This is a genomic window from Corynebacterium sp. Marseille-Q2823, assembly GCF_903645345.1.
Classification (GTDB): Bacteria; Actinomycetota; Actinomycetes; order Mycobacteriales; family Mycobacteriaceae; genus Corynebacterium; species Corynebacterium hiratae.
Genome location: NZ_CAHJXS010000002.1, coordinates 78,143 through 104,176 on the forward strand (window position 1 = coordinate 78,143; position 26,034 = coordinate 104,176).

Sequence of the window (26,034 nt, forward strand, 5' to 3'; positions counted from 1 at the left end):
GTGGGGGCTAGTAGTGTGCCTACCGTGACCACAAACGAATAAATCCCGGTGCCAAAGGCATCCGGGAGTTTCTTTTCAAGCACGCGCCAACGTATGGCGCCTACTCTTAACCTTTATCCTGCGGCGGAACTAGTGTCCGGCGCGGCTTCGGGTGGGAGAAACTCCGCTTGCGGCCCAAGTACCTCCTGGAGGAGGCGCTACGGGCGGTAGTGCGCACTACTTTAACACCTGATTTTTCAGGAACCAAATCGGCGTGCCGATGTCGTTCCTGCAGTCTGCGTTGCCGTGGGCGGTGCGCAGGCCTCCACCGGTTTAAGCGCGCCAGCCTCCAAGGCCTCAGTTACGACTCGGTCCACTCCAGCAGCAAGAACGTTGAGCGCAGGAATTGCTTCTTCGGCATACTCACCCGGCATGGTGACTTCAATGGCCAATCCCACCGTGGACTCTTTACTCGAGCCCGATGGGGTGGTTTCCCGCACACCAATTTGGCGGTGGGTATAACCGTCGTCGTACTCGGATAGTCCCCACCCGCCCTTGGCGCGGGTGTTCGGGAGCTTGTCCAATCCGTTGTCTTGCCACTCCACAATGTCATCCATTGCGTCATAGACCTGTTCTGCTTCCGGAATACACGGTAAGTGTGCGCCAAACTCTGCCTGGTCTTCCAGCAGCCACGTGGAGTAGCCAAAAGGTTCCTCGAACTCGCCGGTCGAACCATACTCTTCCAAGAGCGCCGTTACTGCGCTCCCAGCATCGCCCTCAGTCCATCGCACGTGGGACCACAACGCGTAGGCAGCATCATTGTCGGATTCCTTAATCGCAAGGTCGACGAGCTCCGGGCTAGCGCCGTCGCGCAGCGCGGCAATCGCGATAGGAACCTTCACCGTCGACCACGCAGGCTCTTCACCGCGTAATCCGGCGTTGACAGTCCCTTCCCTATCCGCCACCGCCACGCCGGCGCGAACATTGAACTCCTTCTCAACTTCAGAGACGACATCGCGTAATTCGGCGCGCACGTCATAGCTGGCGGGTGCTTCCACGCCTGGTGATTCTTCGGGAGCCGGCGGCGATGTGTCTTCCGCTGGGCCGGAACACCCCGTCATGGTGGCTGTCGCAGCAATGCTGATGGCTAGTGCTGCCGTGCGGGTACTTCTGTGGCCCAACATCACACCAGCTCCTTGAGGAACCCTCCCGTATAGGAGCCTTCCACCTGCGCCACGTCTTCTGGCGTGCCTTGGGCCACGACGGTGCCGCCGCCCGAGCCGCCTTCCGGGCCCATGTCCACGATCCAATCGGCGGCCTTAATGACGTCGAGGTTGTGCTCGATGATGATCACCGAGTTGCCCTTATCAACCAGGCCTTGAATGACGAGCATGAGCTTTCGGATGTCCTCGAAATGCAGTCCGGTCGTCGGCTCATCCAAGATGTAGACCGTGCGCCCATTCGTGCGCTTTTGGAGTTCGGAGGCCAGCTTCACGCGCTGCGCCTCACCACCGGAAAGCGTCGTGGCGGCCTGACCCAAGCGGACATATCCCAGGCCCACCTCCACCAAGGTGTTGAGGTAGCGGTGGATCGACGTGATGGGTTCGAAGAACTCGGCTGCCTCCGAGATCGGCATGTCGAGAACCTCGGCAATGTTCTTTCCCTTATAGAGGACCTCCAGGGTCTCGCGGTTATAACGGGCACCGTCGCAGACCTCGCACGGCACGTAAACATCGGGCAGGAAGTTCATCTCGATCTTGATGGTGCCGTCACCCTGGCACGCCTCACAGCGTCCGCCCTTGACGTTGAAGGAGAACCGGCCCGGCTTGTAGCCGCGAACCTTGGCCTCCTGGGTTTCAGCGAAGAGGTTGCGGATTTTGTCGAAGACCCCTGTGTAGGTTGCCGGATTCGAGCGCGGGGTGCGCCCGATGGGGCTCTGATCGACCTGCACCAGCTTGTCCAGGTGTTCCACGCCCTCCACGCGCTTGGCGCGACCGGGTACTTGACGGGCTCGGTTGAGTTTGTTGGCCAAGGTCTTGGCCAGGATTTGGTTGACCACGGTGGACTTACCGGAGCCAGACACACCAGTGACGCAGACGAGGACGCCCAGCGGAATCTCCACGTCAATGCCCTTGAGATTATTCTCGCGCGCGCCGACCACCTTGAGCATGCGCTCAGGGTCAATCTCACGGCGCGTATCCGGGACCGCAAGCTTCTTCTTTCCTGACAGATACTGCCCCGTCAGGGACTCCTCCACAGATTCGATGCCGGCGGGCTCGCCCTGATAGACCACCGTTCCTCCGAATTCGCCGGCGCGCGGTCCAACGTCGACAAGCCAGTCCGCCTCCCGGATGGTGTCCTCATCATGTTCCACCACAATCAAGGTGTTTCCGATATCGCGCAGGCGCTTCAACGTGGCGATGAGGCGCTGGTTATCGCGCTGGTGCAGACCAATGGAGGGCTCATCCAGCACGTAGAGGACTCCCGCCAGGCCGGAGCCAATCTGGGTGGCGAGGCGAATACGCTGTGCTTCGCCGCCAGACAACGTGGAGGCGCCGCGGTCAAGGGTGAGGTAGTTCAGGCCGACGTCGAGAAGGAAGCGCAGGCGGGCCTGGATCTCCTTGAGCACAGCACCAGCAATGATCTCCTCGCGGTGGCCCAACACGAGAGAGTCGAGGAACTCCGCCGCCTCCTCGATGGACAGTGCCGTCAAGCCAGCGATGGACTGCTCGCCATGCGCGGTAGAGGCCAAACGCACCGCCAAGATTTCCGGCTTCAGGCGGGTACCGCCACAAGCGTTACACGGCACACGGCGGGTGTACTGAAGAAGACGGTCCTTCTGCGACTCGGAATCCGCCTGATCGAGCTTGCGCTCCAAAAAGCCGATAGCTCCCTCGAACGGCGCTGACCAGTTGCGCTGGCGGCCATAGCGGTTCTTGTAGCGCACACTGACTTCCACATCTGTGCCATAGATCAAGGCGTGGCGCTGCTCCTCGGTGAGCTCGGAAACCGGGGTGCGCGGATCAAAGTCCAGGGCTTTCGCCAGGCCTTCGACCAGCTTGACAAAGTACCGCGCATTGGGGCTCGACGTCCATGGTTGGATGGCCTCAACGGCTGGGGCATCCGGGTCCGGGATCAACAGATCCACATCCACCTCAAGGCGCGTGCCCAAGCCATCACACACCGGGCAGGAACCGAAAGGCGCGTTGAACGAGAACGCGCGGGGCTCGTATTCCTCAATGGTCAGCGTGTGGCCGTTAGGGCAGGCAGCCTTTTCCGAGTAAGTGTGCGTGAGCTCTTCGCGGTCTACGAAATCCAGGGTGACGAGTCCGTCTGCCAAGCGCAGCGCCGTCTCGACAGAATCCGTCAGCCGCTGCTTTTGGGAAGCTTTCACCTGCAGGCGGTCCACGACGACATCGATGTCGTGCTTGATCTGCTTCTTCAGCTTCGGCGGGTCACTGAGCTGGTAAAGCTCCCCATCTACCCGAACACGGGAGTAACCCTGGGCCGCGAGGTCAGCAAAGAGGTCAACGAACTCGCCCTTACGTCGGCGAACGACCGGTGCGAGGACCTGGAATTTCAGCTTTTCCTCGTGGCTTAAGACTTCATCAACAATCTGTTGCGGGGTTTGGCGCTCAATGACAGCATCACACTCAGGACAGTGCGCAGTGCCCGCGCGGGAGAAAAGCAAACGCAGGTAGTCGTAGATTTCGGTGATGGTTCCCACCGTCGAGCGCGGGTTGTGGTTGGTGGACTTTTGGTCAATGGACACCGCTGGGGATAGACCGTCGATGAATTCGACGTCCGGCTTATCCATTTGGCCAAGGAACATGCGTGCATAGGAGCTCAAAGACTCCACGTAGCGCCGCTGGCCCTCGGCGAAGATGGTGTCAAAGGCGAGTGAGGACTTGCCTGAGCCCGATAGGCCGGTAAACACCACCAGGTTATCGCGCGGGATATCGATGTCCACGCCCTTGAGGTTGTGCTCACGCGCACCACGTACGACCAAACGATCAGCCACTAGTTGTTGCCTTCCTACACAAAAGAATGTGTGTTCAGAGAGTTCTCATTCAGAATGTACCCGTATGGTTGGACTTATGAACAACGCGCTTGAGCTTCATAAAATTTCCGTGTCCGAGATGGACAACAATTGCTACCTGCTGTGCGCGGGTGACGAGGCGCTGCTTATCGACGCCTCCGCTGACGCCCCCGCGCTGCTCGCTTTAGCCGCCGACCACGGAGTAAAGATCTCCGCGGTGCTGACCACGCACCGCCACTGGGATCACGTACGCGCACTCAAGGAAGTCTTGAATGAAACCGGTGCCGTTCACTATTCCTCTTTCTTGGACGCCCCTGCTTTGCCCGCGCCCGTCGACGTGGAACTGGAGCATGGCGATACGCTTCCTTTCGCCGGTTACGATCTGCCCGTCATTATCCTGCGCGGACACACCCCGGGCGGAGCAGCAATTGCAGCGGAGATTGATGGCGTTACCAACCTCTTCGTCGGTGATTCCCTCTTCCCCGGCGGCGTGGGCAAGACCACCTCGGAAGGTGACTTTGTGCGCCTCTACAAAGATGTCACGCAGCGGCTCTTTGATGTCTATCCGGACGACGCAATTGTCCGCCCCGGGCACGGGGCCCCCACCACGCTCGGCGCGGAACGCCCGCACATGGACGAGTGGTGGGAGCGACGCTGGTAACTACGTGTTAACTGCTGCGCTCACAGCAGCAGTTGTTTAACGCGCGTACTATGGTGTGGCGAACGTCTTTACAGATCTATTGAATGGAGCACGTTATGATTCGTAAATTTGCCCGTCCTATGCTGGCCTCCGTGTTTGTCTGGGATGGTGTGGATACGCTCCGCAACACCTCGGAGCACGTCGCGGACACCGAGTCCGTGCTCAAGCGCCTGCGCAAGGTGCTGCCCCGCGAATACGCGGGTTACATCCCCAATGACCCAGAGCTGGTTACCCGCGCGCTCGGCGGCGCGAAGACCGCTGCGGGCACGAGCCTCGCGCTGGGCAAGGCTCCGCGCACCTCGGCTGCAGTGCTCGCGCTGACGCACGTCCCCAACCTGGTCGGCAATGCTTTCTGGACCGCGGATTCCAAGAAGGACAAGGAAGCACAGCGCAACAGCTTCATCACCAACACCGCTCTGCTTGGTGCCCTCGCCATCGTTACGCAAGACACCGAAGGAAAGCCTTCCGTGCGGTGGCGCGCTGCTAAGGCCTCTGAGCGTGCAAACAAGAAGATTCAGCAGGCGCTGCCGGGCAAGTCCGAACAGCAGAAATTTGCGGAGGACTTCTCCAATCGCGCAAACGAGATTTCTTCCGATGTCACGGCCAAGGCCAATGACTGGTTTGAGACCGCCAAGGACTACGTCGAGGACAACCGCGATGACTGGGAGTCTGCCGGCCGTGACTTCATCGACTCCGCGCGTTCCTTCGTCGAGGACACCGCTGAGACGGCACGCGAGTTCTTTGAGGAGAACAAGGACGATTGGCTCGACGCTGCACGTGACAACACCGAAACCGCCCGCAAGGGTCTGGTCAAGGCAGCCGGCAAGGCACAGGACCGCGCTGACGAGGCACTGGCCAAGGCGGATTCGCTCGATGGCAAGCGTGCCCAGAAGAAGGCTCGCAAGCGCGCCGAGAAGCTGCAGAAGGAAGCCTCCAAGAAGCTGGATAAGGCTTTCAAGAAGTTCGGTGACCGCTTCTAAGCTCTCCGTCCTTCGCTGCGGATAACTCCGCAACACACCGCGGCAATCGCCGCGGTGGAGAGAACAACGGCTCAGCTAGTATGCTGGGCCGTTGTTCTTTTTCCTGTCCACCCTTCCCCATCTCCCTTACTTCCCGTCTGTCCACGAGAAGCCTTCATACGCACCCAAGGAGCCTTGTGTCTGAATCTTCACCCGCGACTCATACCGGGAAACCCGGCGCCCACGCGAACGAGCAGAGCGCGGAAATAGCTAGCGAGCAAGCATATGTCGATGGCCTCTTCGAGCGTCTGGACAACGAGGTTCAAGCGGCCAACGAGCGCTTGAACGAAGTGCAAGCTGCCGTCGATCCACATACCCCGGACGCCGATGCACTCGTTCGGCGAGAGACCGAGTACCACGGCCTGCAGGCTAAATTGGATCGCCTCAACGTCGCCCAACTCGGCTTAGTTTTTGGGCGCATCGACATCGATGCACCCGGTGATAACCCCACCCCGGAAGGCCTGGACCGGCGCTACATCGGCCGCATGGGACTCGACGCCAGGGAGGAGAACTACCGGACACTCCTTCTGGATTGGCGTGCGCCGATGGCGCGCCCCTTCTACCTCGCCACTACAGCGCACCCTGAAGGCGTCCATGTCCGTCGGCATATCCGGACCACTGGGCGCACGGTTATTGGAATCAGCGACGAGGTCTTGGAGGGAGAGTCCTCTGCTGACAGCAGCGATGTCGCAAGCGAGTCCGCCCTCCACCACGTGATGCAGCGCGCCCGCACTGGGCACATGCCCTCCATCGTGGAAACCATTCAGCGCGAGCAGGATGAAATCATCCGTGACAACACGCGCAGTGTCATGGTGGTTGAAGGCGGACCAGGAACCGGCAAGACCGCTGTTGCGCTGCACCGCGTGGCCTACCTGCTCTACACCTACCGCGAACAACTAGCCGCCACAGGCGTACTCATCGTCGGCCCCAATTCCACTTTCCTGGAATACATTTCCCGAGTGCTCCCGGAACTCGGTGAGACCGGCGTTGTGCTCTCCACCATTTCTTCCCTCTTCCCCGGCATCGAGGCCACGCACTCAGAGTCCTTGCTCGCCCGCGAGATCAAGGGCTCCGCTGCCATGGTGGAGATCCTCGGCAACGCGGTCAAGGATTATCAGCGCCTACCGGAGCAGCCGCAAACACTGGAGATCGATCAGCTCGAGCTCACCGTCACCCCAGCTATGGTCAAGGCGGCGCGTACCCGCGCGCGGCGCTCACGCAAGCCGCACAACGATGCCCAAGCCGCGTTTGCGGAACACCTCATCGAGTCTCTGGCCCAGCAGATGGCCGAACGCATCGGTTCTGACCCGCTGGGAGGTGCCAACCTGCTCTCCCGTGCGGACGTGGATCAACTCCACGATGATCTCGCCGAAGAACCGCAGGTCACAAAACTCCTCGACGAGTTCTGGCCCCACCTCACGCCTACCGAGGTACTCGCCAATCTCCTGAGTAGTACCGAGCGAATCGATACGGCGGCCAACGCTTATGATGACGAAACCCGCGGTGCCCTCTACCGCGACGACGGTAGGGCCTGGGCGACCTCCGACGCCGCGCTTCTCGACGAGCTCGCAGTCCTCATCGGCATGCCCGACCCCGAAGCAGAGCGCGCCGCCGAGGAGAAAGAATGGCGCGAACAGGTCGCGGAGGCAGAAGATGCCCTCGATATCCTGAGTTCCTCTGATTCCACCGACAACGATGATGACATGTTCGAAGCCGAAATCCTCTCCGCTCACGATGTCATCGATGCCGAGCACCTCGCTCGCCGTCACGAGGTTCGGGATTCTCGCACCACCGCTCAACGTGCCCGCGAGGACTACACGTGGGCTTACGGCCACGTCATCGTCGATGAAGCCCAGGAGCTGACCCCGATGGAGTGGCGCATGATTTTCCGACGCAGCCCTTCCCGGTGGATGACGGTCGTCGGCGATACCTCCCAGACTGGAGCGCCCGCCGGTGTGGATGACTGGGGCGAGACGCTCGAGCCTTTTGTCGGAGAGCGCTTTCGACTGCACGGGTTGACGGTCAACTACCGCACCCCGCGCCCGGTCACGGAATTAGCCAATCGGCTGTTGGAAGAGATCAACCCTGAGGCCACTCCGAGCATCGCGGTGCGGGATGGTGTGGACGTCGTCTGGCGCGAGGACGCCACCGATGCGGATCCGACAACATACCAGGATGACGACGGGCGCCTACGCGCCGTTATCACGGCTGCCAATGCCGAAGACATCAAAGGCCTCGAGTTTGACCACGTCACGGTGGTCAACCCAGATGACATCGTGGCGGCCTCCCCTCAGGGTCTACACAACCTCTACGTGGCGCTCACGCGTGCGACGCAGTCCTTGACCATCACCGGCCGTTATGCGGAGGTTTTCGGATAGTCTGGAGCGCATGGCACTTTCCGATATCGCCCGCAAAGTCGAATTCACTGCGAATTCCCTCTCGATCAAGCGCTCGGCACGCAAAGGGTGGCAGCCCAGCATCACTGGCTATGCCGGCTACGGCAATGAAGAATTCGTCCATGTTCTAGGCCGCGTCCTCATGCATGACCCAACGGCTGAAGAGACAGATACCTGGGCGCAGCGTGGCTACCGCCAGTTCTTCACCATTCAGGTCACGCACCACGAGGTTGAAGTTACGGTTGGCGGGAAAACGGTAGCGGGCACCACGAACGACAACGGCTATGTCGACGTGCTAGTCCATGACCACGGGCTCGAACCCGGTTGGCACGAGGTCACCATCCGTGCCAAGGGCGCGGATGCGGTGACCTCAGAAGTGCTTATCGTGGACAAGGACACCACGTTCGGCGTGGTCAGCGATATAGATGACACCATCATGGTGACCTGGCTCCCGCGCGCAATGATTGCAGCATGGAACTCGTGGGTTAAACGCACCAATACCCGCACCCCCGTCGAAGGTATGGCACGGTTCTACCGGGAAATCGCGCAACAGCACCCCGAGATCCCCTTCATCTACCTCTCCACCGGCGCATGGAACACCTACGACACCTTGGTTAACTTCATGGCGGAGAAGGGCTTCCCGCGTGGTCCCCTGCTGCTGACAGACTGGGGGCCTACCCCCACCGGCCTCTTCCGCAATGGTCAGGAGCACAAGCGCGTGCAGCTCCGCAACCTCTTCATTGCTTTCCCGAAGCTCCGCTGGCTGCTCATCGGCGACGACGGTCAGCACGATCCGCTTACCTATGCCGACGCGGCAGCGGAGCACCCCAACCACGTAGCGGCCGTGGCGATCCGCAACCTCAGCCCGCAGGAACAGCTGCTGTCCCACGGTTCGCTCGCCCCTTTGGTGAAGGTCAACGAGCAGACGTCCTTCAATATCCCACTCATTCAGGGGACCGATGGCAATGCTCTTGCGCGCGCCTACCGCGAGCTGCGATTGAGCGACTAAAGCTCGTTAGAAACAAAACGGCACGCAGGCCCAGAGGCTTCCTCGATGCTAGGGACTTCTCTGGAGCGTGCGCGCCGTGACGACGAGCGTCCTAGTTCACAGTGTGGACGATCATGACGTCGCAATCAGACTGACGTGCAACATCCGCCGGTACCGAACCAAGCAGGCGACCGGTCAGGGAGTTGATTCCACGGTTACCAACGATGAGCAGGTCTGCCTTGTTGTCGTTGACGATGGACATCAGGGCCTGGACCGGAGTGCCCGGGCGCACAGCGGTCTCCACCTTTGTCACGCCGAACTTCTCTGCGTGCTCCTTGCCGGAGGCGAGGTTGGCCTGGGCCTTCTCATCACCGAGAATCGTTACGGAATCCTGGCGCAGGGTCTTGGAAGCCTGCTCCTGGTTCTCGTAGTAGGCGCAACCGATGATGAGGGTGGCATCGAAGGCTGCGGCGATTTTGGCGGCACGCTCCACTGCGAGCAGGGAGGACTTGGAACCGTCGGTGCCGACCACGATCTTGTTGTAATCGCTCATGATGACCTTTCTTCGCTGGGCCCCAACCGTGAGGCCACCGCTTGACAAAATTTTAAAGCTTTTGCGCACCAGCTAGTCTAACAACGCTGGCGCATTCACGTCGATCAGCGCGCACGAGAGTACGCACGCGTTGCACTGCCCTAGTCAGTGGTGTTGACCACCACGACGTCAGTGTGGGCCTTGCGCGTGAGCTCTGTCGCTACGGAACCAAACACGCGACCGCGCACTGAGTGAATTCCCTTGTTGCCCACGACGAACATATCGACGCCGTAATCCTTGCCCACCTCGAGGAGTGAATTCACAGGGTCACCGGACTTAGCAATGATTTCAATGCGCTTCGCGCCCTCGCCGTGCGCGATCTCCGCGGCATTGTTGAGGAAGCTTTCCGACATCTCTTCGCTCACCACCGGTACTCGGGCGTCCTCTGAGTTGGGGGCGCCAAGCATCGAACCAGAGTGGTTGTAGAAAGCGGACACGATAATCAGCGTCGCGTCATAGGCGCGCGCCATGGATGCGGCAGAACGGACAGCGCGCATGGAAGTCTGAGAGCCATCGGTTCCGACGGCGATGACGTTGTAGCTCAGCATGATTCTCCTTATAAGTAGCGATTAATCCTTAACAGTATGACACGGTCTTCTACGCAGAGACGGATTTTACCCGCACATTGAGTTGGCAAATTTCAGCACTGGGCGCGCCATTAGATCCCGGCCTCCTTAAGACCGCGTTGCTCCTTTTTCAGATCAGCGATCTCATCGCGCAGACGCCCCGCCAACTCGAATTTGAGTTCTCGGGCGGCCTCACGCATTTGGGTCGTCAGGTCGTCGATAAGCGCCTGCACCTCGTCGGCCGCCATGGAGGACACATCTGGCTTGTCGACGATTGCCGTGGGATCCGCGCCCTCCCCTTGCTCGTCGGCGTTTTCATAGACCTGATCCAAAATGTCGGCGGTTTTCTTACGCAGGGGCTGCGGGTCGATGCCGTGCTCCTTGTTATAGGCAATCTGTTTCTCACGGCGGCGCTCGGTCTCCTCGATGGCTTCCTGCATCGAGTCCGTAATCTTGTCCGCATACATAATGACCTCACCGGAGACGTTTCGGGCGGCGCGGCCAATCGTCTGAATGAGCGAGGTAGTGGAGCGCAGGAAGCCTTCCTTGTCAGCATCCAAGATGGCAACGAGTGACACCTCAGGAAGATCAAGGCCCTCACGCAGCAGGTTGATACCCACAAGAACGTCGAACTCACCCAAGCGCAGCTGCCGCAGCAGCTCCACGCGTTGCAGGGTGTCGATATCCGAGTGGAGGTAGCGCACCTTGATGCCGTGTTCGAGCAGATAGTCAGTGAGGTCCTCCGCCATACGTTTGGTCAAGGTTGTGACCAGGACGCGCTCCTGCTTCGCGGTGCGGGCGCGGACCTCATCGATGAGATCATCAATCTGGCCCTTGGTGGGTTTGACCGTCACCTTCGGGTCTACGAGGCCGGTGGGGCGAATGACCTGTTCCACGAACTCGCCGCCGGAGGCCGTCATTTCGAAATCGCCCGGTGTGGCCGACATGTAGACGGTTTGGCCGACGCGCTCCTCAAACTCATCGAAGGTCAACGGCCGGTTGTCTACGGCAGAAGGAAGACGGAAGCCAAACTCCACGAGGTTGCGCTTGCGCGCCATATCGCCCTCAAACATGCCGCCGATCTGCGGGACGGTCACGTGAGACTCATCGATGATGGTGAGGAAGTCCTCTGGGAAATAATCCAAGAGCGTCGCCGGCGCGGAACCGGCGGGGCGGCCATCAACGTGGCGCGAGTAGTTCTCAATGCCGGAGCAAAAGCCCACCTGCTCAATCATCTCGAGGTCGTATTCGGTACGCATGCGCAGGCGCTGCGCTTCGAGCAACTTGCCGCGGTTCTCAAGCTCCGCGAGTCGCTCCGCGAGTTCCGCCTTGATGTCCTCGATGGCACGAGCCATGCGCTCTGGACCCGCTACATAGTGCGTTGCGGGAAAGATCCGCACCTCATCGACCCGCTCGAGCACATCACCCGTAAGCGGGTGGATGTAATAGAGCTCGTCCACGTCATCACCAAAAAACTCGATGCGTACCGCACGCTCTTCGTAGGCCGGGATGATATCCACGGTATCGCCCTTGACGCGGAAGGTTCCGCGCGTAAAGCCCACATCATTGCGCTCATACTGAATATCGACGAGCAGACGCAGGAAGCGATCGCGGTCAATCTCCTCCCCTTCCTCGAGCACAACCGAGCGATCAAGATAGGACTGCGGCGTGCCCAGGCCATAGATGCAGGACACAGAGGAGACGACGACGACATCACGACGCGAGAGAAGCGCCGACGTTGCCGAGTGGCGCAGGCGCTCCACGTCCTCGTTGATAGAGGAATCCTTCTCAATATAGGTGTCCGTCTGCGCGATATAGGCCTCCGGTTGGTAGTAGTCGTAATAAGAGACGAAATACTCCACCGCGTTGTGTGGCAGAAGTTGACGCAGCTCATTCGCCAGCTGTGCGGCCAGCGTTTTATTCGGCGCCATCACCAGTGTCGGGCGCTGCTGCTGTTCAATAAGCCACGCAGCGGTCGCTGACTTACCAGTGCCCGTGGCACCCATGAGAACCACGTCGCGCTCTCCGCGGTTGAGGCGTTCGTTGAGTTCCGCGATAGCCGCAGGTTGGTCACCGGCGGGCTGGTACTCGGACTCAACACGAAACTCGGCCGAGCGGCGCTCAACTTCGCCGACGGGGCGGTGCTCAGAGACCGGCAGGATAGGGTGTTCAGCAGCAAAAGCCATGGCGACCAGTCTAACGCGGCGCGACCGAAACCTGCTAGGACCGCGACTTAGGGCAGTGCCGCACGCGTGGTGCGCAGCCACAGCTCGAGCTCACCGGTGGTCTCCCAGAGCGCATAGATTGCGGATTTGTCCGGCTCCATCGCCGTGTTGATCCGCTTGCGCAACCACGCCCGGGTCTGCGGTGTGCGCAGCGCCTTGACAGCGTCAGTGCTGATCCCCGGGGGCAGCTTGTCGGCCGGCGCCGTGGCCAGCGCTCCCAAGGCGATGACAATCTCGGCGTCGTCGATATCAATGGGCGAATCCACACAGCTCTTTTTGAATGCATCGAGGTCGAAGGAACCGTCACGAATATCCGCGAGCACTTCGCACGCGGCATGATTATCAAAAGGCCCAACGTCCCAGGTTCCCATGAAGGGGGAGAATAAACCGCTTACATGAACGGGATGAGAGCAGCAGGTAAATTTCCCCTCAAAGTTCCTGCTGGCGCTGATCTGGAGTTCGCTGCAGCACTGACGTGCCGGGCCTCGCCGTATCCCAGACACCCTCGGCCTCGCCGCGCCACTCTACCGAAGTCTGGTCTTTCCTCCAAGGCTCGTCAGCGTGATCTCTCTCGGTGGGCTCGATGCGCTCGCGCTCTCCGAAGGCGGGAGCTGAAGCAGCGCAGCAACTATAACCAGCGCGAAATCACTGGCGGGCCCACCCAGATCAAGCAGCTGATCACCGGTGCCGGTTCACCCAACCGCACGGATCAAAAGTTTGGCATCTCCGGGACCGATCTGGGCATCGCCTACTCTGATGACACAGGTCATTCCTACTACGTCTTCGGTGACTCCATGGACTGCGTCGGCGAGGGCGATGGTTGGCGTTCTAACCTCCTGTTGCGCACGACGGACCACGATTATGGCGACGGCCTGCGTCTCGAGGAGGCACTGACTACTGGCGGCTGGTCCGACAATGGCCGGGCAAAGGAGTTCATTCCTTCACAAAAGGTTGGGGATGCCGATACCAACGGTGAGCGCACCACGATCCCCACCGCGGGCATCGTTGTTGACGGCGTGCATTACGTTGACTACATGTCCGTGCGCTCGTGGCACGACCCGAACACAGGCTGGTCCACCAACTATGCCGCGACGGTGAAGTCCACCGATGGCGGAGTCACGTGGCGCGCGGTTCCGGAGGCCACACGCACCAACGCTAGCCACGGTGCGAACGCGCCCATCCCTGGCGGGGCCAACTATCGCGCCGGTTTTGAGAAACTACAGCAATCGGCCTACATCGAGCACGGGGACTATGTCTACCGCTTCACCACGGGCAACGGCCGCCGCGGCCCCGCTTACCTATCGCGCGCACCAAAGTCGGAATTCCCCAACGAACGTGCCTTCAGCTACTACTCTGATGGCTCCTGGGTAAAGGACCCCGCACAAGCTAGCGAAGTGCTTGACGGTAAGGTCTCAGAGCTCTCCGTCGCCTACAACCAGTACTTGGGCAAGTTCGTCACCATGTACGGGGTGGAAGGTGAAGGCATCGTCATGCGCACTGCGGATAGTCCGGAGGGACCGTGGTCGCCACGCCGCATGCTAGTCAGCGCCGAGACCACAAAGGTCGTCAGCGGCGAACCTCTCAACGACACCTACGCGCCCTTCGTGCTGCCAAACCAGGATGATCAGCACCTGTATTACACGCTAACGTCGTGGCGCGACTACAACACCATGCTTATGCGCACGGACCTCGATTTTGTGGGTGAAGACATGGAAAACAATGACCACATCGCCGTCTCAGACGTCGTAGCAACGCGATAGTTAGAAAGAGATTCTTAGCTATCGGGTGAGCCTAGGAGTGCACGCAGCTTCTCGACGACCCCCGCGACCTGCCCATCGAGCGCTTCGCGGGGGCCGTTGTTATCAATGACGAAGTCGGCGGCGGCACGGCGCACATCGTCGGGGAGCTGCGCGGCTATGCGGCGGCGTGCATCGGTTTCCTCCAGGCCGCGGTACTCGACTAGTCGGCGTACTCGCTCCTCTGCGTCGACGTCGACGACGATGGTGGCGTCCATGTCTCCGTGGAGCCCTTTATCGACGAGGAGCGGCATGTCATAAACCACGAACTCGGCACCGCCTTGGCGCGCTGCCTCGAAGCGTGCCTGGGTTTCTTCCTGGATACGCGGGTGGGTAATGGAGTTGAGAACAGCGGTTTTCTCGGCGCTGGCAAAAGCGCGGGAGGCCAAGAGACCGCGATCAAGGCTCCCATCGGGGAGCAGAATGTCCTGCCCAAAGGCCTCCGCCAGCTCAGTGAGTGCCGGCTGGCCTGGCTCAACGATGTCACGGGCGATGCGGTCTGCATCGACCAGTACCCAGCCTTCCTGCACGAGGAGCTGCGCTACGGTGGATTTTCCGCTGCCGATTCCGCCGGTAAGTCCAATCAGTTTCATACCGGCTTAGGATACGCGAAAGGCCGCCTCTCCCCCAGCGGGAAAAGACGGCCTTTCCTAAGAAGCAATGTCCTTAGTTGCCAGCGAGCTTGTCGCGAAGAGCAGCGAGCTGCTCGTCGGATGCGAGGGAGCCGCCAACCTCTGCCTGAGAATCGGATGCCGGAGCTGCATCCTGAGACTCGGAAGAGTAGTTGGAGTTGGCAGCGGACTCGGCGGCCTCAGCGGCTGCAGCACGGTTGCGCTCGATCTGAGCGGTGTGCAGGTTGAAGCGACGCTCGGACTCGGCGTAGCGAGCCTCCCAAGCCTGGCGCTGCTCGTCGTAGCCCTCGAGCCACTCGTTGGTCTCCGGGTCGAAGCCCTCCGGGAACACGTAGTTGCCCTGCTCGTCGTAGGAGTCAGCCATGCCGTACTTGGACGGATCGAACTCGTCGGTGTAGTCCTCGTCTGCCTGCTTAACGGACAGGGAGATGCGGCGACGCTCGAGGTCGATGTCGATGACCTTGACCATGACTTCCTGGCCAACGTTGACAACCTGGTCCGGAACCTCCACGTGGCGCTGAGCCAGCTCGGAGATGTGGACGAGGCCCTCGATGCCCTCCTCGACGCGAACGAAGGCGCCGAACGGAACGAGCTTGGTGACCTTGCCCGGGACGATCTGGCCCACAGCGTGAGTGCGGGCGAAGACGCGCCACGGATCCTCCTGGGTTGCCTTCAGGGACAGGGACACGCGCTCGCGGTCCAGGTCGACGTCGAGGACCTCGACGGTGACCTCGTCGCCCACGGTGACAACCTCGGACGGGTGGTCGATGTGCTTCCAGGACAGCTCGGAAACGTGAACCAGGCCGTCGACACCGCCGAGATCGACGAAGGCGCCGAAGTTGACGATGGAGGAGACAACGCCCTTGCGGACCTGGCCCTTCTGCAGCTGGTGCAGGAACTCGGAGCGGACCTCGGACTGGGTCTGCTCGAGGTATGCGCGGCGGGACAGGACAACGTTGTTGCGCTGCTTGTCCAGCTCGATGATCTTGGCCTCGAGCTCCTGGCCGATGTACGGCTCCAGGTCGCGAACGCGGCGCATCTCAACGAGGGAAGCCGGGAGGAAGCCACGGAGGCCGATGTCCAGGATGAGACCACCCTTGACAACCTCGATGACGGTACCGGTAACCGGCTCCTCCTTGGCGTGCAGCTCTTCGACGGCGCCCCAAGCGCGCTCGTACTGTGCGCGCTTCTTGGACAGGATCAGACGGCCTTCCTTGTCCTCCTTGGTGAGAACAAGAGCGTCGATCTCGTCGCCGACCTCGACAACCTCATCCGGGTTGACGTCGTGCTTGATGGAGAGCTCGCGGGACGGGATGACGCCTTCGGTCTTGTAACCGATGTCGAGCAGGACCTCGTCGTGGTCAACCTTGACCACGGTGCCCTCGACGATGTCACCATCGTTGAAGTACTTGATGGTGGCGTCGACAGCTGCGAGGAAGTCCTCTGCGGTTCCGATGTCGTTGATCGCAACCTGAGGGGTGTTAGAAGTTGGCATGTAGTTATGCTCCGAATAAACGTAGGAGATCGTAATTGGACAGTTACGCGTCTCTTGAAAAGCGTCATTAAGCAGCGTAAATACGCAAGGCTTAAGATGGATTCCAATCCCGACTCGCAGCCGTGCCAAGCTCTCCTACAGTAGCCCAGCGCGTCCCGAGTCATAGACACGCCCGTACAACCCTACATCCTCGCAGCTAAAACGGCAAATACGACATGGAAAAAGAATTGGGAAAGGAAGAATGTCTTCAGCATCGTTTTCTGCATCCGCAGCCAATCGTAATTTCTGGGATGATGACGCCGACTCCTACCACGCAGATCATCCCGAGTATCTATCCTCTTTCTACTGGTGTCCGGAAATGCTGCATGAGGCTGATGCGCAGCTGCTTGGCGACGTCTCCTCCGCTACCGTCCTCGAGCTCGGCTGCGGCTCCGCGCCTTGCACGCGGTGGCTACAAGGACGCGCGCGCTTTGCGACGGGCTTCGATCTCTCGTCGGGAATGCTCTCCCATGCCGCACCCGAGCTACCGCTAGTCCAAGCTGATGCCCTGGCACTTCCCTATCGCGATGAAGCCTTCGACGTCGTCTTCTCCGCCTTCGGCGCCTTGCCCTTCGTGGCCGACCTAGACCTAGCTCTGCGCGAGGTCCACCGGGTCCTGCGCCCACGTGGCCGCTTCGTCTTTTCTGTGCCACACCCGATGCGCTGGGTCTTCCCCGACGATCCCCAGGTCCTCACCGCAGCGCTGTCCTATTTCGAGCGCGCCTACCTCGAGCAGGATGCCAACGACGAGCTCACCTATGCCGAGTTTCACCGCACGATGGGTGATTGGGTGCGAGCGCTCCAGGTGCGCGGTTCATTTGAAATTCACAACCTCATCGAGCCCGAGTGGCCAGAGGGCCTCGACATCACTTGGGGCCAGTGGTCTCCTGAAAGGGGAGCCATTTTCCCCGGTACCGCCATCTTCGTCTGCGACGCGCGCTAAGCCGGATACCGCCCACCCTGTTGCCGAGTCTGCCGGTCGCAGCGAACTAAGCTGGCAGTCATGCTTCAAGAACGCCTCGGGATTTTTCTGCGCCGCACGGTGGCGTGGTGGATCGACGCTTTCCTCGCCGCCGCCGTCATCGTGGTGCTCAAGTGGCTCATCAACCTCAGCACCGATGCCGCACTCACAGGCAGGGCGGGCGCCATATATGACATCGTCGCCCTCGCCCTCGTCTTCTACGTCTACCGGGTGTGGGCAGAGGCGACCAAGCAAACCTCCCTGGGCAAGTGGTCGCTGAAGCTGGAGGTCATCGCCGAGCGTCCCGGCATCGCCAGCGCTGCAATTCGCAACAGCTGGCTACTCCTCACCCTTGTTGCACTGACAGGACTCCCCTATGTTGAGGCAACCATTTTGGCCATCCTCGGATTGAGCGTCCTACTGCTGGGACAAACTCCCTTCGATCTCCTCGCCGGGTGCTTGGTGGAGCGCCGCACGCCCACCGAGGACGAGCGCGCGGTGGGCTTGACTTAAATCCCTAAAGCGCTCCCTAGTGCGCTGCGGCATCCCAGTTCTTGCCCACGCCCACGGAGACTTCGAGGGGCACGGTCAACTCGATAGCCTTGTCCATCTCGTGTTCGAGGATGCGCTGGACTTCCTCGGTTTCACCTGTCGCCACCTCCACGACGAGTTCGTCGTGAACTTGGAGGAGCACGCGCGAAGCCATGCCTTCCAAAGCCTTGTCCACGCGGATCATGGCGACCTTGATGATGTCTGCCGCTGTGCCCTGGATGGGCGCATTGAGGGCCGCACGCTCGGCGTTTTCGCGCGCCACACGGTTATCGGAGTTGAGCTCCGGTAGATAGCGGCGGCGCCCGAAGACCGTGGAGGTGTAGCCATCCTTGCGGGCCTGCACGACAACCTCATCGAGATAGCGCTTCACGCCACCGAAGCGTTCGAAATAGCTCTCCATGATCTCCTTGGCTTCACGTGCCGGGATACCTAGCTGCTGCGACAGACCATAAGCGGAAAGACCATACACAAGGCCATAGGACATGGCTTTGACGCGGCGGCGCAGCTCCGGCGTGACCTCATCCACCGGAACGTCAAAGACCTTGGAGCCGACGTAGTTGTGCAGATCCTCGCCCTCACGGTAGGCCTCGATAAGGCCCGGATCAGCAGACAGGTGCGCCATAACGCGCATCTCGATCTGCGAGTAGTCCGCCGTAATCAGGGTTTCATAGCCTTCCCCCACCACAAAGGCCGAGCGAATCTGGCGCCCCGCCTCCGTGCGCACCGGAATGTTTTGCAGGTTCGGCTCCGTGGAGGACAACCGGCCCGTTGAGGTCACAGTCTGGTTGAACGTGGTGTGGATGCGGCCATCCGGCTGGATGGTCTTGATGAGCCCCTCCAGCGTCGTTTTCATCTTCTGATACTCGCGGTGCGCCAGCAGGTGGTCCAAGAAGGGGTGCGGGTGGGTAGCAGCGAGCTGCTCGATTTCCTTGGCCGCGGTGGAATAGCCGGTCTTGGTCTTCTTCGTCTTTGGCATATCGAAGGTCTCAAAAAGCACTGCCTGCAGCTGCTTCGGGGAGTTCAGATTGAGGGAATCGTCACCAGCGAGCTCGCGGGCAGCGCGCTCTTGCTCGTTAACCTGCTCGATGAAGGCATCGCGCTGCGTCTCCAGGACGTCTCGGTCCACCGCGATGCCGGCGGCTTCCATACGCGCCAGGATGCTCACCAGAGGCAGCTCGAGGTCGGTATACAGCTCGAAGGAATCAATCTCCTGGAGTTGACTCGTCAATTCTGCCGCCAGCTCCATGATGGCGCCGGCCTGTTCCACAAGCTGATTGTCATCCAAGAGGGAGAGCTGCTCCGTGGCAGCCCCGAGGGACTTCTGCAGATGGCGCTGGTACACATCCGTCAAGGCGTAGGTGCGCTGGCCCGGCCGCAAGAGATAGGCGGCGAGAGCGGTGTCGTGGGCAATTCCTTGCAGCTCGATTCCCCGGCCGGACAACATATGCCATGCCGCCTTTGCCTCGTGGAGGTACTTCGGCGCATCCGATTCCAACCAGGCAGCCAGTGCGGCGTCATCGGCCGCGTCCAGGTCCGCCAATTCAATCTGGAGTCCCTCGAAGGAGGAATCGACGAGTGCTAGTGCGGCGGCATCACCCGCGCCCGGTGTTCCGTCGCCTTGCACGAAGACCGCTACGTGTTCTTTGTCTTCGAGCCACTCAGCCAGCGGAGTGTCTACCACGGTCACCGATACGTCTGGTGCCTCCTCAGCCGCCGCGGCTTCAGCTGCTGCGTCATGCGGTACGGCGTTGAGAACCCGCTCGCGCAGATTCGTGCCGAATTCCAATTCATCAAAGCGAGCTGCCACCTCGCTAGCCACGGCACCCTTAAAGCCGAGGTCCGCCGGGCCGACCTCGAGGTCCATATCCGTCACCATTTGCGTGAGCTGTCGGTTGAGCTTGACCTGTTCGATGCGATCGCGGAAGTTTTGCCCCGCCACGCCCTTTATCTCCTCGGCGTGCTCGATGAGGCCATCCAAAGAGCCGTACTGCGTGATCCACTTCGTGGCGGTCTTCTCCCCCACCTTCGGGACAGACGGCAGGTTATCGGAGGGGTCCCCGCGCAGGGCTGCGAAATCTGGGTATTGCTCGGGGCTGAGGCCATACTTCTCTTCTACTGCCTCCGGGGTAAAGCGGTGCAGCTTGGAGACTCCGCGCATGGGATAGAGGACGGTCGTGGAGTCGTCGACAAGCTGCAAATAGTCGCGGTCACCAGTGACCAGGAAGGTCTCATAATCCGCGCCGGCCTGAGTGGACAACGTAGCCACGATGTCGTCAGCTTCGAAGTTATCGCGCGACAGCGTAGTGATTCCAAGCGTCTCCAAAACCTCACGGATGAGCTCGACCTGGCCGCGGAACTCTTCGGGGGCGGCTTCACGCTGCGCCTTATACTCCGGGAACATCTCCGTGCGGAAGGTCTTTCGCCCCACATCGAAGGCCACCGCGACAAAGTCCGGCTTTTCCTCAGTCAGAATGTTCGCCAACATGGAAAGAAAGCCATACACCGCATTAGTGTGCTGACCGCCCGAGGTGGAGAAGTTCTCTGCGGGCAGTGCATAAAATGCGCGAAAGGCCATGGAGTGGCCATCAATGAGCAGGAGTCGAGGCTGAGAAGTAGTCACCCGGCCCATCCTAACGTGTTGCGCTCAATGACACCGTCGAGGGCCACAGGCAGGCAATTAGGTTCGAATTGGTCCGCTGCGCTAGTATCGTTGCTTGTGCGCCCCTGTAGCCCAATTGGCAGAGGCAACGGATTCAAAACCCGTGTAGTGTGAGTTCGAGTCTCACCAGGGGCACAATTCCACCCCACAACAGAGCTTGTTGTGGGGTGTTAGCGTTTTCAACGGAAAGGAACCCGTCGCCATGCGTCGCACTATCATCGCTGTGAGCACCGCCATTGCCCTCACCGTAGGCGGCACCGCCGCTGCTACTGCTGCCGAATCTAGCGCGGACAAGCAGATATCCACCAAGGTTGAAGGATCTTCTTACTATCAAGAACTGCGCAAGTCCACGGCTTCCTCCAACGATCCTCAGCTGAATAATTTCTACGCAGTGCTTCTCGACGGCCTCGTCGGCCTCACTGTCTTCGCCATCCTGGGATCGATCTACGGCGAAGTATCCAAGCGCCTGCCGATGTAAAAGGCGTATATCCTTCTACTGATTGAATAGTTTGCATAAGCCTGCGTTGAGGTGAGAGAATAAAAAGTCATCTGCTCACCCGCTCTTCCCGGCACGGCAATCCCACCGGGTAGACAGTCAAGGTTACTTTCGGTTTATGCATTATCTTTTCAACGCCATTCGCGGCGCCCTTATTGGCATGGCCGAGTTAGTCCCCGGAATCTCCGGCGGCACCGTTGCGCTCATCGTCGGCATCTATGAGCGCGCTTTGCATAACGCCAATGATCTCATCTCCGGCCGTTTCAAGAAGGTCGAATGGGGCTTCCTCGTCTCCGTTGCCGTCGGCATGTTCGTCGCCGTTTTCGGCTTCTCCACGATCCTCCATAACTTTGTGGAGGGCCAGGTTTCGCTATCCAGCGCGCTCTTCCTCGGCATGGTCGCCGTGTCTATCATCGTGCCGCTGAGCATGATGTCGCGTTTTTCGCCCGCCTCCTTGGCCGCGCTTCTCATCGCCGCTGTCGCAATCTTCTTCGTCACCGGCTTCACCTCCACCCCAGTGGAAGACCCCAACCTGCTCGTGGTTTTCCTAGCGGCCATGGTGGCTGTGTGCGCGCTCGTTCTTCCCGGTGTGTCAGGCTCCCTCATTTTGCTGACCATGGGCCTCTACGCGCCGATTATCGGTGCGGTCTCAGACCGCAACATGGTCGTCGTGGGTGTCTTCGCACTCGGCGCGGTGTGTGGCCTCGCAGCTTTCGTCAAGGTATTGAACTACCTGCTGGATAATCACCGCGATGTCACCCTTGCAGCCATGGCTGGTTTCATGCTCGGCTCCCTGCGTGCGTTGTGGCCGTGGGGCGCTGACCAAGACGCCTCCACACCACTGATCCTGCTTATGTTCGCGATTGGTGGCATTATCGTGGCCATTTTCATCGTTGTGGACCGGCGCAAAGCCGCTAGCTACCAAGAGAGTTAAAGCATGAGAAAGAAAACGGCCATCATCGTGGGCGCTGCCGGGTTGCTAGCATCCGCAACCCTCTCCGGCTGTGTTACCAACGTGGAGCCGGCGCTGCCGGAAGGCTGGTCTGCGCCCAACGTGGACGAAGTTCCCGAGATTGCCGCGATGTACGAGGATGCCGATGGCGTCCTTACAGTAGGCACGAACCCGCCTTTTGCGCCTTTCGAATTCAAGGATTCCGACGGCTCGATCATCGGCCTAGAGATGGACTTGGCCAATGCCGTCGCCCAAGTATTGGGGCTTGAATTTCAGCCGGTGGAGCAAGACTTCTCTATGATTCTGCCGGCGGTCCAAGCCGGACAAATCGATCTGGGCGGTTCCGGATTCACCGATACCGATGAGCGGCGCGAGAACTTCGATTTCGTCGATATTCTTTATGCCGGCATTCAGTGGGCGAAACTCACCGATGGCCCCAATGACGTGGACCCATCCAACCCCTGTGGCCTCACCGTCGCGGTGCAGCGCACCACGGTATCGGAGACCGACGATCTGCGCCCCAAGCAGGAAGCCTGCGACGGCGACCTGACCATTCTTCCCTATGACACGAGCGATAATGCCGCCCTAGCGGTCCTGATGGGGCGCGCTGATGCTCTCTCAGCGGACTCCCCCGTTTCTGCCTGGGCTGTTAACCGCTCAGATGGACGTATGTCCATGGTCGGCGAAATGTTCGACGCGGCACCCTACGGCTTCGCCGTGCCCAAGGATTCTGACCTCGGACCCGCCGTGGCCGCGGCACTCCAACACCTCATCGACACCGGAGCCTATGCAGAGATACTCAATAAGTGGGGCGTCGACGAGGGCCTCGTCGAACACGCAATGATTAATGAAAGGCCGATCAATGACTAACTCCTCTCTCCCGGCAGCGTCGGAGTCGTCGGCTTCGACTACCCCAGAAAAGATCGAAGCCCGCCCACTGCGCCACCCTTGGCGCTGGGTCTTCGCTACCCTCCTCGCGCTGCTTGCAGTGTGGTTCATCATCTCCTCGGCACGCAACGAGGCCTTCGGATGGGGAACGTATTTCCAGTATCTTTTCGATACTCGGATTGCCACCGCTGCACTGCACACCATTGCCATTACGATTCTGGCGATGATCATCGGCGTCGTGGGCGGCGCTGCCCTCGCGGTGATGCGCATGTCCCCCAACCCTGTGCTGGGAGGCGTGTCGTGGGTCTTCCTGTGGCTCTTCCGTGGCACGCCAATCTACGTACAGCTCGTTTTCTGGGGTCTACTTTCAGCCCTCTACCAATCCATCAACCTAGGATTCGCGGAGATTTCCCTCACCGAGGTTCTCAATAACGCATTCCTTCTTTCCGTCTTGGGCTTGGGCCTCAACGAAGCCGCATACATGGCGGAGATCGTCCGCTCCGGTATCTCCTCCGTTCCGGAAGGCCAGAAGGAAGCCAGCAAGGCCCTGGGAATGGGCTGGTGGATGACCATGCGCCGCACGGTGCTGCCGCAGGCTATGCGCATCATCATCCCGCCGACCGGCAATGAGTTCATTTCTCTGCTCAAGACTTCCTCCCTTGTGGTTGCCATTCCCTACACCGCCGAAATCTTTGGCCGCGCTACGGATATCTCCGCTGCGCTCTTCGAGCCCATTCCACTTCTGATGGTGGCCGCGACGTGGTACCTGGCCATCACCTCTCTGCTCATGGTGGGCCAGTACTTCCTGGAGCGCCGCTTTGAGCGCGGCGCCACCCGCGAGCTCACCGGCCGCCAGCTGGCGGCGCTAGCGGATGCCGAAGGAACTATCCCCCGCAACGTCTCTGTCATCCCGGAGGTAAAGAACTAATGACCACCCCCATGATCTCCGCGCAGAATGTGCACAAATCCTTCGGCCAGCTCGAGGTTCTTAAAGGAATCGACCTCACCGTCATGCCCGGCGAGGTCACCTGTCTCTTGGGTCCCTCCGGTTCCGGCAAGTCCACCTTCCTGCGCTGCTGCAATCACTTGGAGAAGGTCACGGCAGGCCGCCTCTACATTGACGGCGAGCTCATCGGTTTCCGCGAGCGCAACGGCGTGCTCTATGAGATCTCCGAGAAGGAAGCCGCCGCCCAGCGCCAGGATATCGGCATGGTCTTCCAACAGTTCAACCTGTTTAGCCACCGCACCGTGCTGGAAAACATCATCGAGGCACCGGTCCAAGTAAAGAAGCAGAACCCAGAGCAAGCCAAGAAGAAGGCCATGGAGCTGCTGGAAAAGGTTGGCCTCGCGCACAAGGCGGAGGCCTACCCGGTGCAACTGTCTGGTGGTCAGCAGCAGCGTGTCGCCATTGCCCGTGCGGTTGCCATGGACCCGAAGCTGATGCTCTTCGACGAGCCCACCTCCGCCCTCGACCCCGAGCTCGTCGGTGAGGTTCTCCGCGTCATGAAGGAGCTTGCCGCCGATGGCATGACCATGCTCGTTGTTACCCACGAGATGGGCTTTGCCCGAGAGGTCGCCGACACCATTGTCTTCATGGATGGCGGCAGCGTCGTCGAAACCGGCACCCCGGAGCAGGTCTTGGACAACCCGCAGCACCAGCGCACGAAGGATTTCCTCTCTTCGCTGCTCTAGCGCGCTGCACTGCAACCACCGACGCACGCGCGGCACCACCGCCGCAACTGCCCTAGTTGCCAAAGTTATGCGCCGCCATCGCGGCGAGAGCAATGGTTTTGGCAACTAGGGCAGTTTATTTTGCTCAAGAACCGTTCCAACGTGGCGAAAGCCAGCTAAAAAGCGAAACCCCGACCAGTCCGAAAAGGATAGCTGGCCGGAGTTTAGGGCTTTAGGGAAAGACGTAGGCTCTACTCGGAGACGCCTTCGTCTTCCGCAGTCTCAGCGGGCTCCTCAGAGTCCTCGGCAGAGGCCGAGGCCATCGGGCTATCCGCGGACTGGGCTTGGATGACGTCATCCAGCACCGCGTGGATGTAGGGCGCGGCCTTGTCATTGGAGTACTCCGAGGCAAGCTCTACGCCTTCGACGAGCGCAGTCGCGTTGGGAACATCCGCGTTGAAGAGGATTTCCCATACCGCTACGCGCATGATCGCGCGGTCAACAGCAGGGATGCGCTCGAGGGACCATTCGCTGGAAAGGTAGCGGGCGATGGCGTCATCGATAGCGTCCAACTCTTCAGCTGCGCCGCTGACGATCTCGCGGGTGTACTCAGCGATCGGCGCCACACCATTTTCCGGATCGCGGGCAAGCTCGACGCGGTCCTCCACGATTGCTACCGGATCAACATCGCGCGACTCTGCCTCGAAGAGGATATCTGCGGCTCGGCGGCGCGCACGGTAGCGCGCCGTGTGACGCTTATAATTAGGCTCTGGCTGGGTCATCTTAGTTGTTAACGCGAGACAGGTACTCGCCAGTACGGGTATCGATCTTGAGGGTGTTACCGGTCTCAATGAACAACGGAACTTGGATCTCAGCACCGGTCTCGAGCGTCGCCGGCTTAGTGCCGCCGCTGGAGCGGTCACCCTGCAGGCCCGGCTCAGTGTGCTCCACCTTCAGGTCAACGGAGATCGGCAGCTCACCGAACAGAGCCTCACCGTCGTGGAAGGAGACCTGGACGCGCATGTTTTCCAAAAGGAACTTGCCGGCGTCGCCGAACTTGTCAAATGGCAGCTCGTACTGCTCGTAGGTCTTATCATCCATGACCACGTAGTTCTGGCCATCGTTGTACAGGTAGGTCATGTCGCGGCGGTCGACGTTAGCGGTCTCCACCTTCACGCCAGCGTTGAAAGTCTTGTCCGTTACCTTGCCAGAGACCACGTCCTTGAGCTTGGTACGCACGAAAGCTGGGCCCTTGCCCGGCTTCACATGCTGAAACTCGACAATCTGCTGCAGCTTGTTGTCGATCTTCAGAACGAGACCGTTCTTGAAATCAGTGGTATCTGCCATGAAATGACTCTCCCAAATTACTTGTAGTCGAAACTATGAAAA

Annotated in this window: 23 protein-coding genes and 1 tRNA gene; 13 read left to right on the plus strand and 11 right to left on the minus strand. The window is 60.2% G+C overall.

Going from position 1 to position 26,034, the window contains the following annotated elements; genetic code table 11:
* Positions 1 to 236 precede the first annotated feature (236 nt).
* Both HWX44_RS02295 and uvrA read right to left on the minus strand, forming a co-directional pair.
* Positions 237 to 1,163, minus strand: a complete 927-nt coding sequence (locus tag HWX44_RS02295) for an S-adenosylmethionine synthetase (RefSeq protein WP_232745328.1) — start codon at positions 1,161 to 1,163, stop codon at positions 237 to 239.
* A complete protein-coding gene (gene uvrA, locus HWX44_RS02300) occupies positions 1,163 to 4,000 on the minus strand; it encodes an excinuclease ABC subunit UvrA (protein ID WP_175973024.1) in 2,838 nt (945 codons plus the stop codon). Before uvrA ends, HWX44_RS02295 begins: the two co-directional genes overlap by 1 nt.
* 76 nt (positions 4,001 to 4,076) lie before the next feature.
* Between uvrA and HWX44_RS02305 the strand changes: the two genes are divergently transcribed.
* The 4 genes from HWX44_RS02305 (at position 4,077) to HWX44_RS02320 (ending at position 9,142) form a co-directional block, all read left to right on the plus strand.
* Positions 4,077 to 4,679: an MBL fold metallo-hydrolase gene (locus tag HWX44_RS02305; protein ID WP_046648533.1), complete on the plus strand. Its 603-nt coding sequence runs from the start codon at positions 4,077 to 4,079 to the stop codon at positions 4,677 to 4,679.
* A gap of 95 nt (positions 4,680 to 4,774) precedes the next feature.
* The gene (locus HWX44_RS02310; protein WP_046648534.1) at positions 4,775 to 5,698 is read left to right on the plus strand and encodes a DoxX family protein; all 924 of its coding nucleotides are present in this window, start codon (positions 4,775 to 4,777) and stop codon (positions 5,696 to 5,698) included.
* Between the two features lie 176 nt (positions 5,699 to 5,874).
* Positions 5,875 to 8,115 carry a UvrD-helicase domain-containing protein gene (locus HWX44_RS02315; RefSeq protein ID WP_175973026.1) on the plus strand — a complete coding sequence of 747 codons (2,241 nt, stop codon included), beginning with the start codon at positions 5,875 to 5,877 and terminating at the stop codon, positions 8,113 to 8,115.
* A 10-nt stretch (positions 8,116 to 8,125) separates the two neighbouring features.
* Positions 8,126 to 9,142, plus strand: a complete 1,017-nt coding sequence (locus tag HWX44_RS02320; RefSeq protein WP_175973028.1) for an App1 family protein — start codon at positions 8,126 to 8,128, stop codon at positions 9,140 to 9,142.
* Between the two features lie 91 nt (positions 9,143 to 9,233).
* Here the strand turns inward: HWX44_RS02320 and HWX44_RS02325 are convergent, their stop codons facing one another.
* From HWX44_RS02325 to HWX44_RS02340, 4 genes are all read right to left on the minus strand, one after another.
* Complete coding sequence (locus tag HWX44_RS02325; RefSeq protein WP_010190091.1) at positions 9,234 to 9,674, minus strand: universal stress protein; 441 nt, start codon at positions 9,672 to 9,674, stop codon at positions 9,234 to 9,236.
* Between the two features lie 140 nt (positions 9,675 to 9,814).
* Positions 9,815 to 10,261 carry a universal stress protein gene (locus HWX44_RS02330; RefSeq protein ID WP_175973030.1) on the minus strand — a complete coding sequence of 149 codons (447 nt, stop codon included), beginning with the start codon at positions 10,259 to 10,261 and terminating at the stop codon, positions 9,815 to 9,817.
* A gap of 110 nt (positions 10,262 to 10,371) precedes the next feature.
* Positions 10,372 to 12,465: an excinuclease ABC subunit UvrB gene (uvrB, locus tag HWX44_RS02335; RefSeq protein ID WP_175973032.1), complete on the minus strand. Its 2,094-nt coding sequence runs from the start codon at positions 12,463 to 12,465 to the stop codon at positions 10,372 to 10,374.
* Between the two features lie 47 nt (positions 12,466 to 12,512).
* Positions 12,513 to 12,875 carry a DUF4259 domain-containing protein gene (locus HWX44_RS02340; RefSeq protein WP_102234422.1) on the minus strand — a complete coding sequence of 121 codons (363 nt, stop codon included), beginning with the start codon at positions 12,873 to 12,875 and terminating at the stop codon, positions 12,513 to 12,515.
* 24 nt (positions 12,876 to 12,899) lie between these two features.
* Between HWX44_RS02340 and HWX44_RS02345 the strand changes: the two genes are divergently transcribed.
* Entirely contained in the window at positions 12,900 to 14,264 is a 1,365-nt protein-coding gene (locus HWX44_RS02345) for a DUF4185 domain-containing protein (RefSeq protein WP_254868088.1), read from the plus strand.
* Between the two features lie 14 nt (positions 14,265 to 14,278).
* On the opposite strand, the gene coaE is transcribed toward HWX44_RS02345, so the two are convergent.
* Both coaE and rpsA read right to left on the minus strand, forming a co-directional pair.
* Positions 14,279 to 14,893 carry a dephospho-CoA kinase gene (coaE, locus tag HWX44_RS02350; protein WP_049154593.1) on the minus strand — a complete coding sequence of 205 codons (615 nt, stop codon included), beginning with the start codon at positions 14,891 to 14,893 and terminating at the stop codon, positions 14,279 to 14,281.
* Between the two features lie 73 nt (positions 14,894 to 14,966).
* Positions 14,967 to 16,427, minus strand: coding sequence for a 30S ribosomal protein S1 (gene rpsA / locus HWX44_RS02355; RefSeq protein WP_010190105.1), 1,461 nt, complete (start codon positions 16,425 to 16,427; stop codon positions 14,967 to 14,969).
* A gap of 241 nt (positions 16,428 to 16,668) precedes the next feature.
* Here rpsA and HWX44_RS02360 point away from each other — a divergent pair, with 241 nt between their 5' ends.
* Both HWX44_RS02360 and HWX44_RS02365 read left to right on the plus strand, forming a co-directional pair.
* Positions 16,669 to 17,409 carry a class I SAM-dependent methyltransferase gene (locus tag HWX44_RS02360; RefSeq protein WP_175973034.1) on the plus strand — a complete coding sequence of 247 codons (741 nt, stop codon included), beginning with the start codon at positions 16,669 to 16,671 and terminating at the stop codon, positions 17,407 to 17,409.
* 60 nt (positions 17,410 to 17,469) lie between these two features.
* Entirely contained in the window at positions 17,470 to 17,940 is a 471-nt protein-coding gene (locus HWX44_RS02365) for an RDD family protein (RefSeq protein WP_175973036.1), read from the plus strand.
* A 16-nt stretch (positions 17,941 to 17,956) separates the two neighbouring features.
* On the opposite strand, the gene polA is transcribed toward HWX44_RS02365, so the two are convergent.
* A complete protein-coding gene (polA, locus tag HWX44_RS02370; protein ID WP_070545655.1) occupies positions 17,957 to 20,608 on the minus strand; it encodes a DNA polymerase I in 2,652 nt (883 codons plus the stop codon).
* A gap of 91 nt (positions 20,609 to 20,699) precedes the next feature.
* Between polA and HWX44_RS02375 the strand changes: the two genes are divergently transcribed.
* The 6 genes from HWX44_RS02375 (at position 20,700) to HWX44_RS02400 (ending at position 24,666) form a co-directional block, all read left to right on the plus strand.
* Positions 20,700 to 20,773 (plus strand) — tRNA-Leu (locus tag HWX44_RS02375).
* A gap of 67 nt (positions 20,774 to 20,840) precedes the next feature.
* The gene (locus tag HWX44_RS02380; RefSeq protein ID WP_046648545.1) at positions 20,841 to 21,116 is read left to right on the plus strand and encodes a hypothetical protein; all 276 of its coding nucleotides are present in this window, start codon (positions 20,841 to 20,843) and stop codon (positions 21,114 to 21,116) included.
* A gap of 136 nt (positions 21,117 to 21,252) precedes the next feature.
* A complete protein-coding gene (locus HWX44_RS02385) occupies positions 21,253 to 22,068 on the plus strand; it encodes a DUF368 domain-containing protein (protein ID WP_175973038.1) in 816 nt (271 codons plus the stop codon).
* Positions 22,069 to 22,071: 3 nt separating this feature from the next.
* Positions 22,072 to 22,956, plus strand: coding sequence for an ABC transporter substrate-binding protein (locus HWX44_RS02390; RefSeq protein ID WP_049154587.1), 885 nt, complete (start codon positions 22,072 to 22,074; stop codon positions 22,954 to 22,956).
* Entirely contained in the window at positions 22,949 to 23,902 is a 954-nt protein-coding gene (locus tag HWX44_RS02395; RefSeq protein ID WP_046648548.1) for an amino acid ABC transporter permease, read from the plus strand. The genes HWX44_RS02390 and HWX44_RS02395 overlap by 8 nt, the downstream gene beginning before the upstream one ends.
* Complete coding sequence (locus HWX44_RS02400) at positions 23,902 to 24,666, plus strand: amino acid ABC transporter ATP-binding protein (protein WP_303049243.1); 765 nt, start codon at positions 23,902 to 23,904, stop codon at positions 24,664 to 24,666. The genes HWX44_RS02395 and HWX44_RS02400 overlap by 1 nt, the downstream gene beginning before the upstream one ends.
* Before the next feature lie 230 nt (positions 24,667 to 24,896).
* Here HWX44_RS02400 and nusB read toward each other — a convergent pair whose 3' ends face one another.
* Together nusB and efp are read right to left on the minus strand one after the other, a co-directional pair.
* Entirely contained in the window at positions 24,897 to 25,427 is a 531-nt protein-coding gene (gene nusB, locus HWX44_RS02405) for a transcription antitermination factor NusB (protein WP_049154585.1), read from the minus strand.
* Between the two features lies 1 nt (position 25,428).
* Positions 25,429 to 25,992 (minus strand): elongation factor P, encoded by a 564-nt coding sequence (efp, locus tag HWX44_RS02410; protein WP_046648551.1) that lies wholly within the window; start codon positions 25,990 to 25,992, stop codon positions 25,429 to 25,431.
* Between the last annotated feature and the right edge of the window lie 42 nt (positions 25,993 to 26,034).

Bases quoted from the DNA above. Each gene is read 5' to 3' on its own strand.
- HWX44_RS02295 (WP_232745328.1), bottom strand. From the start codon at position 1,163: ATGTTGGGCCACAGAAGTACCCGCACGGCAGCACTAGCCATCAGCATT.
- HWX44_RS02305 (WP_046648533.1), top strand. From the start codon at position 4,077: ATGAACAACGCGCTTGAGCTTCATAAAATTTCCGTGTCCGAGATGGAC.
- HWX44_RS02310 (WP_046648534.1), top strand. From the start codon at position 4,775: ATGATTCGTAAATTTGCCCGTCCTATGCTGGCCTCCGTGTTTGTCTGG.
- HWX44_RS02320 (WP_175973028.1), top strand. From the start codon at position 8,126: ATGGCACTTTCCGATATCGCCCGCAAAGTCGAATTCACTGCGAATTCC.
- HWX44_RS02325 (WP_010190091.1), bottom strand. From the start codon at position 9,674: ATGAGCGATTACAACAAGATCGTGGTCGGCACCGACGGTTCCAAGTCC.
- HWX44_RS02330 (WP_175973030.1), bottom strand. From the start codon at position 10,261: ATGCTGAGCTACAACGTCATCGCCGTCGGAACCGATGGCTCTCAGACT.
- uvrB (WP_175973032.1), bottom strand. From the start codon at position 12,465: ATGGCTTTTGCTGCTGAACACCCTATCCTGCCGGTCTCTGAGCACCGC.
- HWX44_RS02340 (WP_102234422.1), bottom strand. From the start codon at position 12,875: ATGGGAACCTGGGACGTTGGGCCTTTTGATAATCATGCCGCGTGCGAA.
- HWX44_RS02345 (WP_254868088.1), top strand. From the start codon at position 12,900: ATGAACGGGATGAGAGCAGCAGGTAAATTTCCCCTCAAAGTTCCTGCT.
- coaE (WP_049154593.1), bottom strand. From the start codon at position 14,893: ATGAAACTGATTGGACTTACCGGCGGAATCGGCAGCGGAAAATCCACC.
- rpsA (WP_010190105.1), bottom strand. From the start codon at position 16,427: ATGCCAACTTCTAACACCCCTCAGGTTGCGATCAACGACATCGGAACC.
- HWX44_RS02360 (WP_175973034.1), top strand. From the start codon at position 16,669: ATGTCTTCAGCATCGTTTTCTGCATCCGCAGCCAATCGTAATTTCTGG.
- HWX44_RS02365 (WP_175973036.1), top strand. From the start codon at position 17,470: ATGCTTCAAGAACGCCTCGGGATTTTTCTGCGCCGCACGGTGGCGTGG.
- polA (WP_070545655.1), bottom strand. From the start codon at position 20,608: ATGGGCCGGGTGACTACTTCTCAGCCTCGACTCCTGCTCATTGATGGC.
- HWX44_RS02380 (WP_046648545.1), top strand. From the start codon at position 20,841: ATGCGTCGCACTATCATCGCTGTGAGCACCGCCATTGCCCTCACCGTA.
- HWX44_RS02385 (WP_175973038.1), top strand. From the start codon at position 21,253: ATGCATTATCTTTTCAACGCCATTCGCGGCGCCCTTATTGGCATGGCC.
- HWX44_RS02390 (WP_049154587.1), top strand. From the start codon at position 22,072: ATGAGAAAGAAAACGGCCATCATCGTGGGCGCTGCCGGGTTGCTAGCA.
- HWX44_RS02395 (WP_046648548.1), top strand. From the start codon at position 22,949: ATGACTAACTCCTCTCTCCCGGCAGCGTCGGAGTCGTCGGCTTCGACT.
- HWX44_RS02400 (WP_303049243.1), top strand. From the start codon at position 23,902: ATGACCACCCCCATGATCTCCGCGCAGAATGTGCACAAATCCTTCGGC.
- nusB (WP_049154585.1), bottom strand. From the start codon at position 25,427: ATGACCCAGCCAGAGCCTAATTATAAGCGTCACACGGCGCGCTACCGT.
- efp (WP_046648551.1), bottom strand. From the start codon at position 25,992: ATGGCAGATACCACTGATTTCAAGAACGGTCTCGTTCTGAAGATCGAC.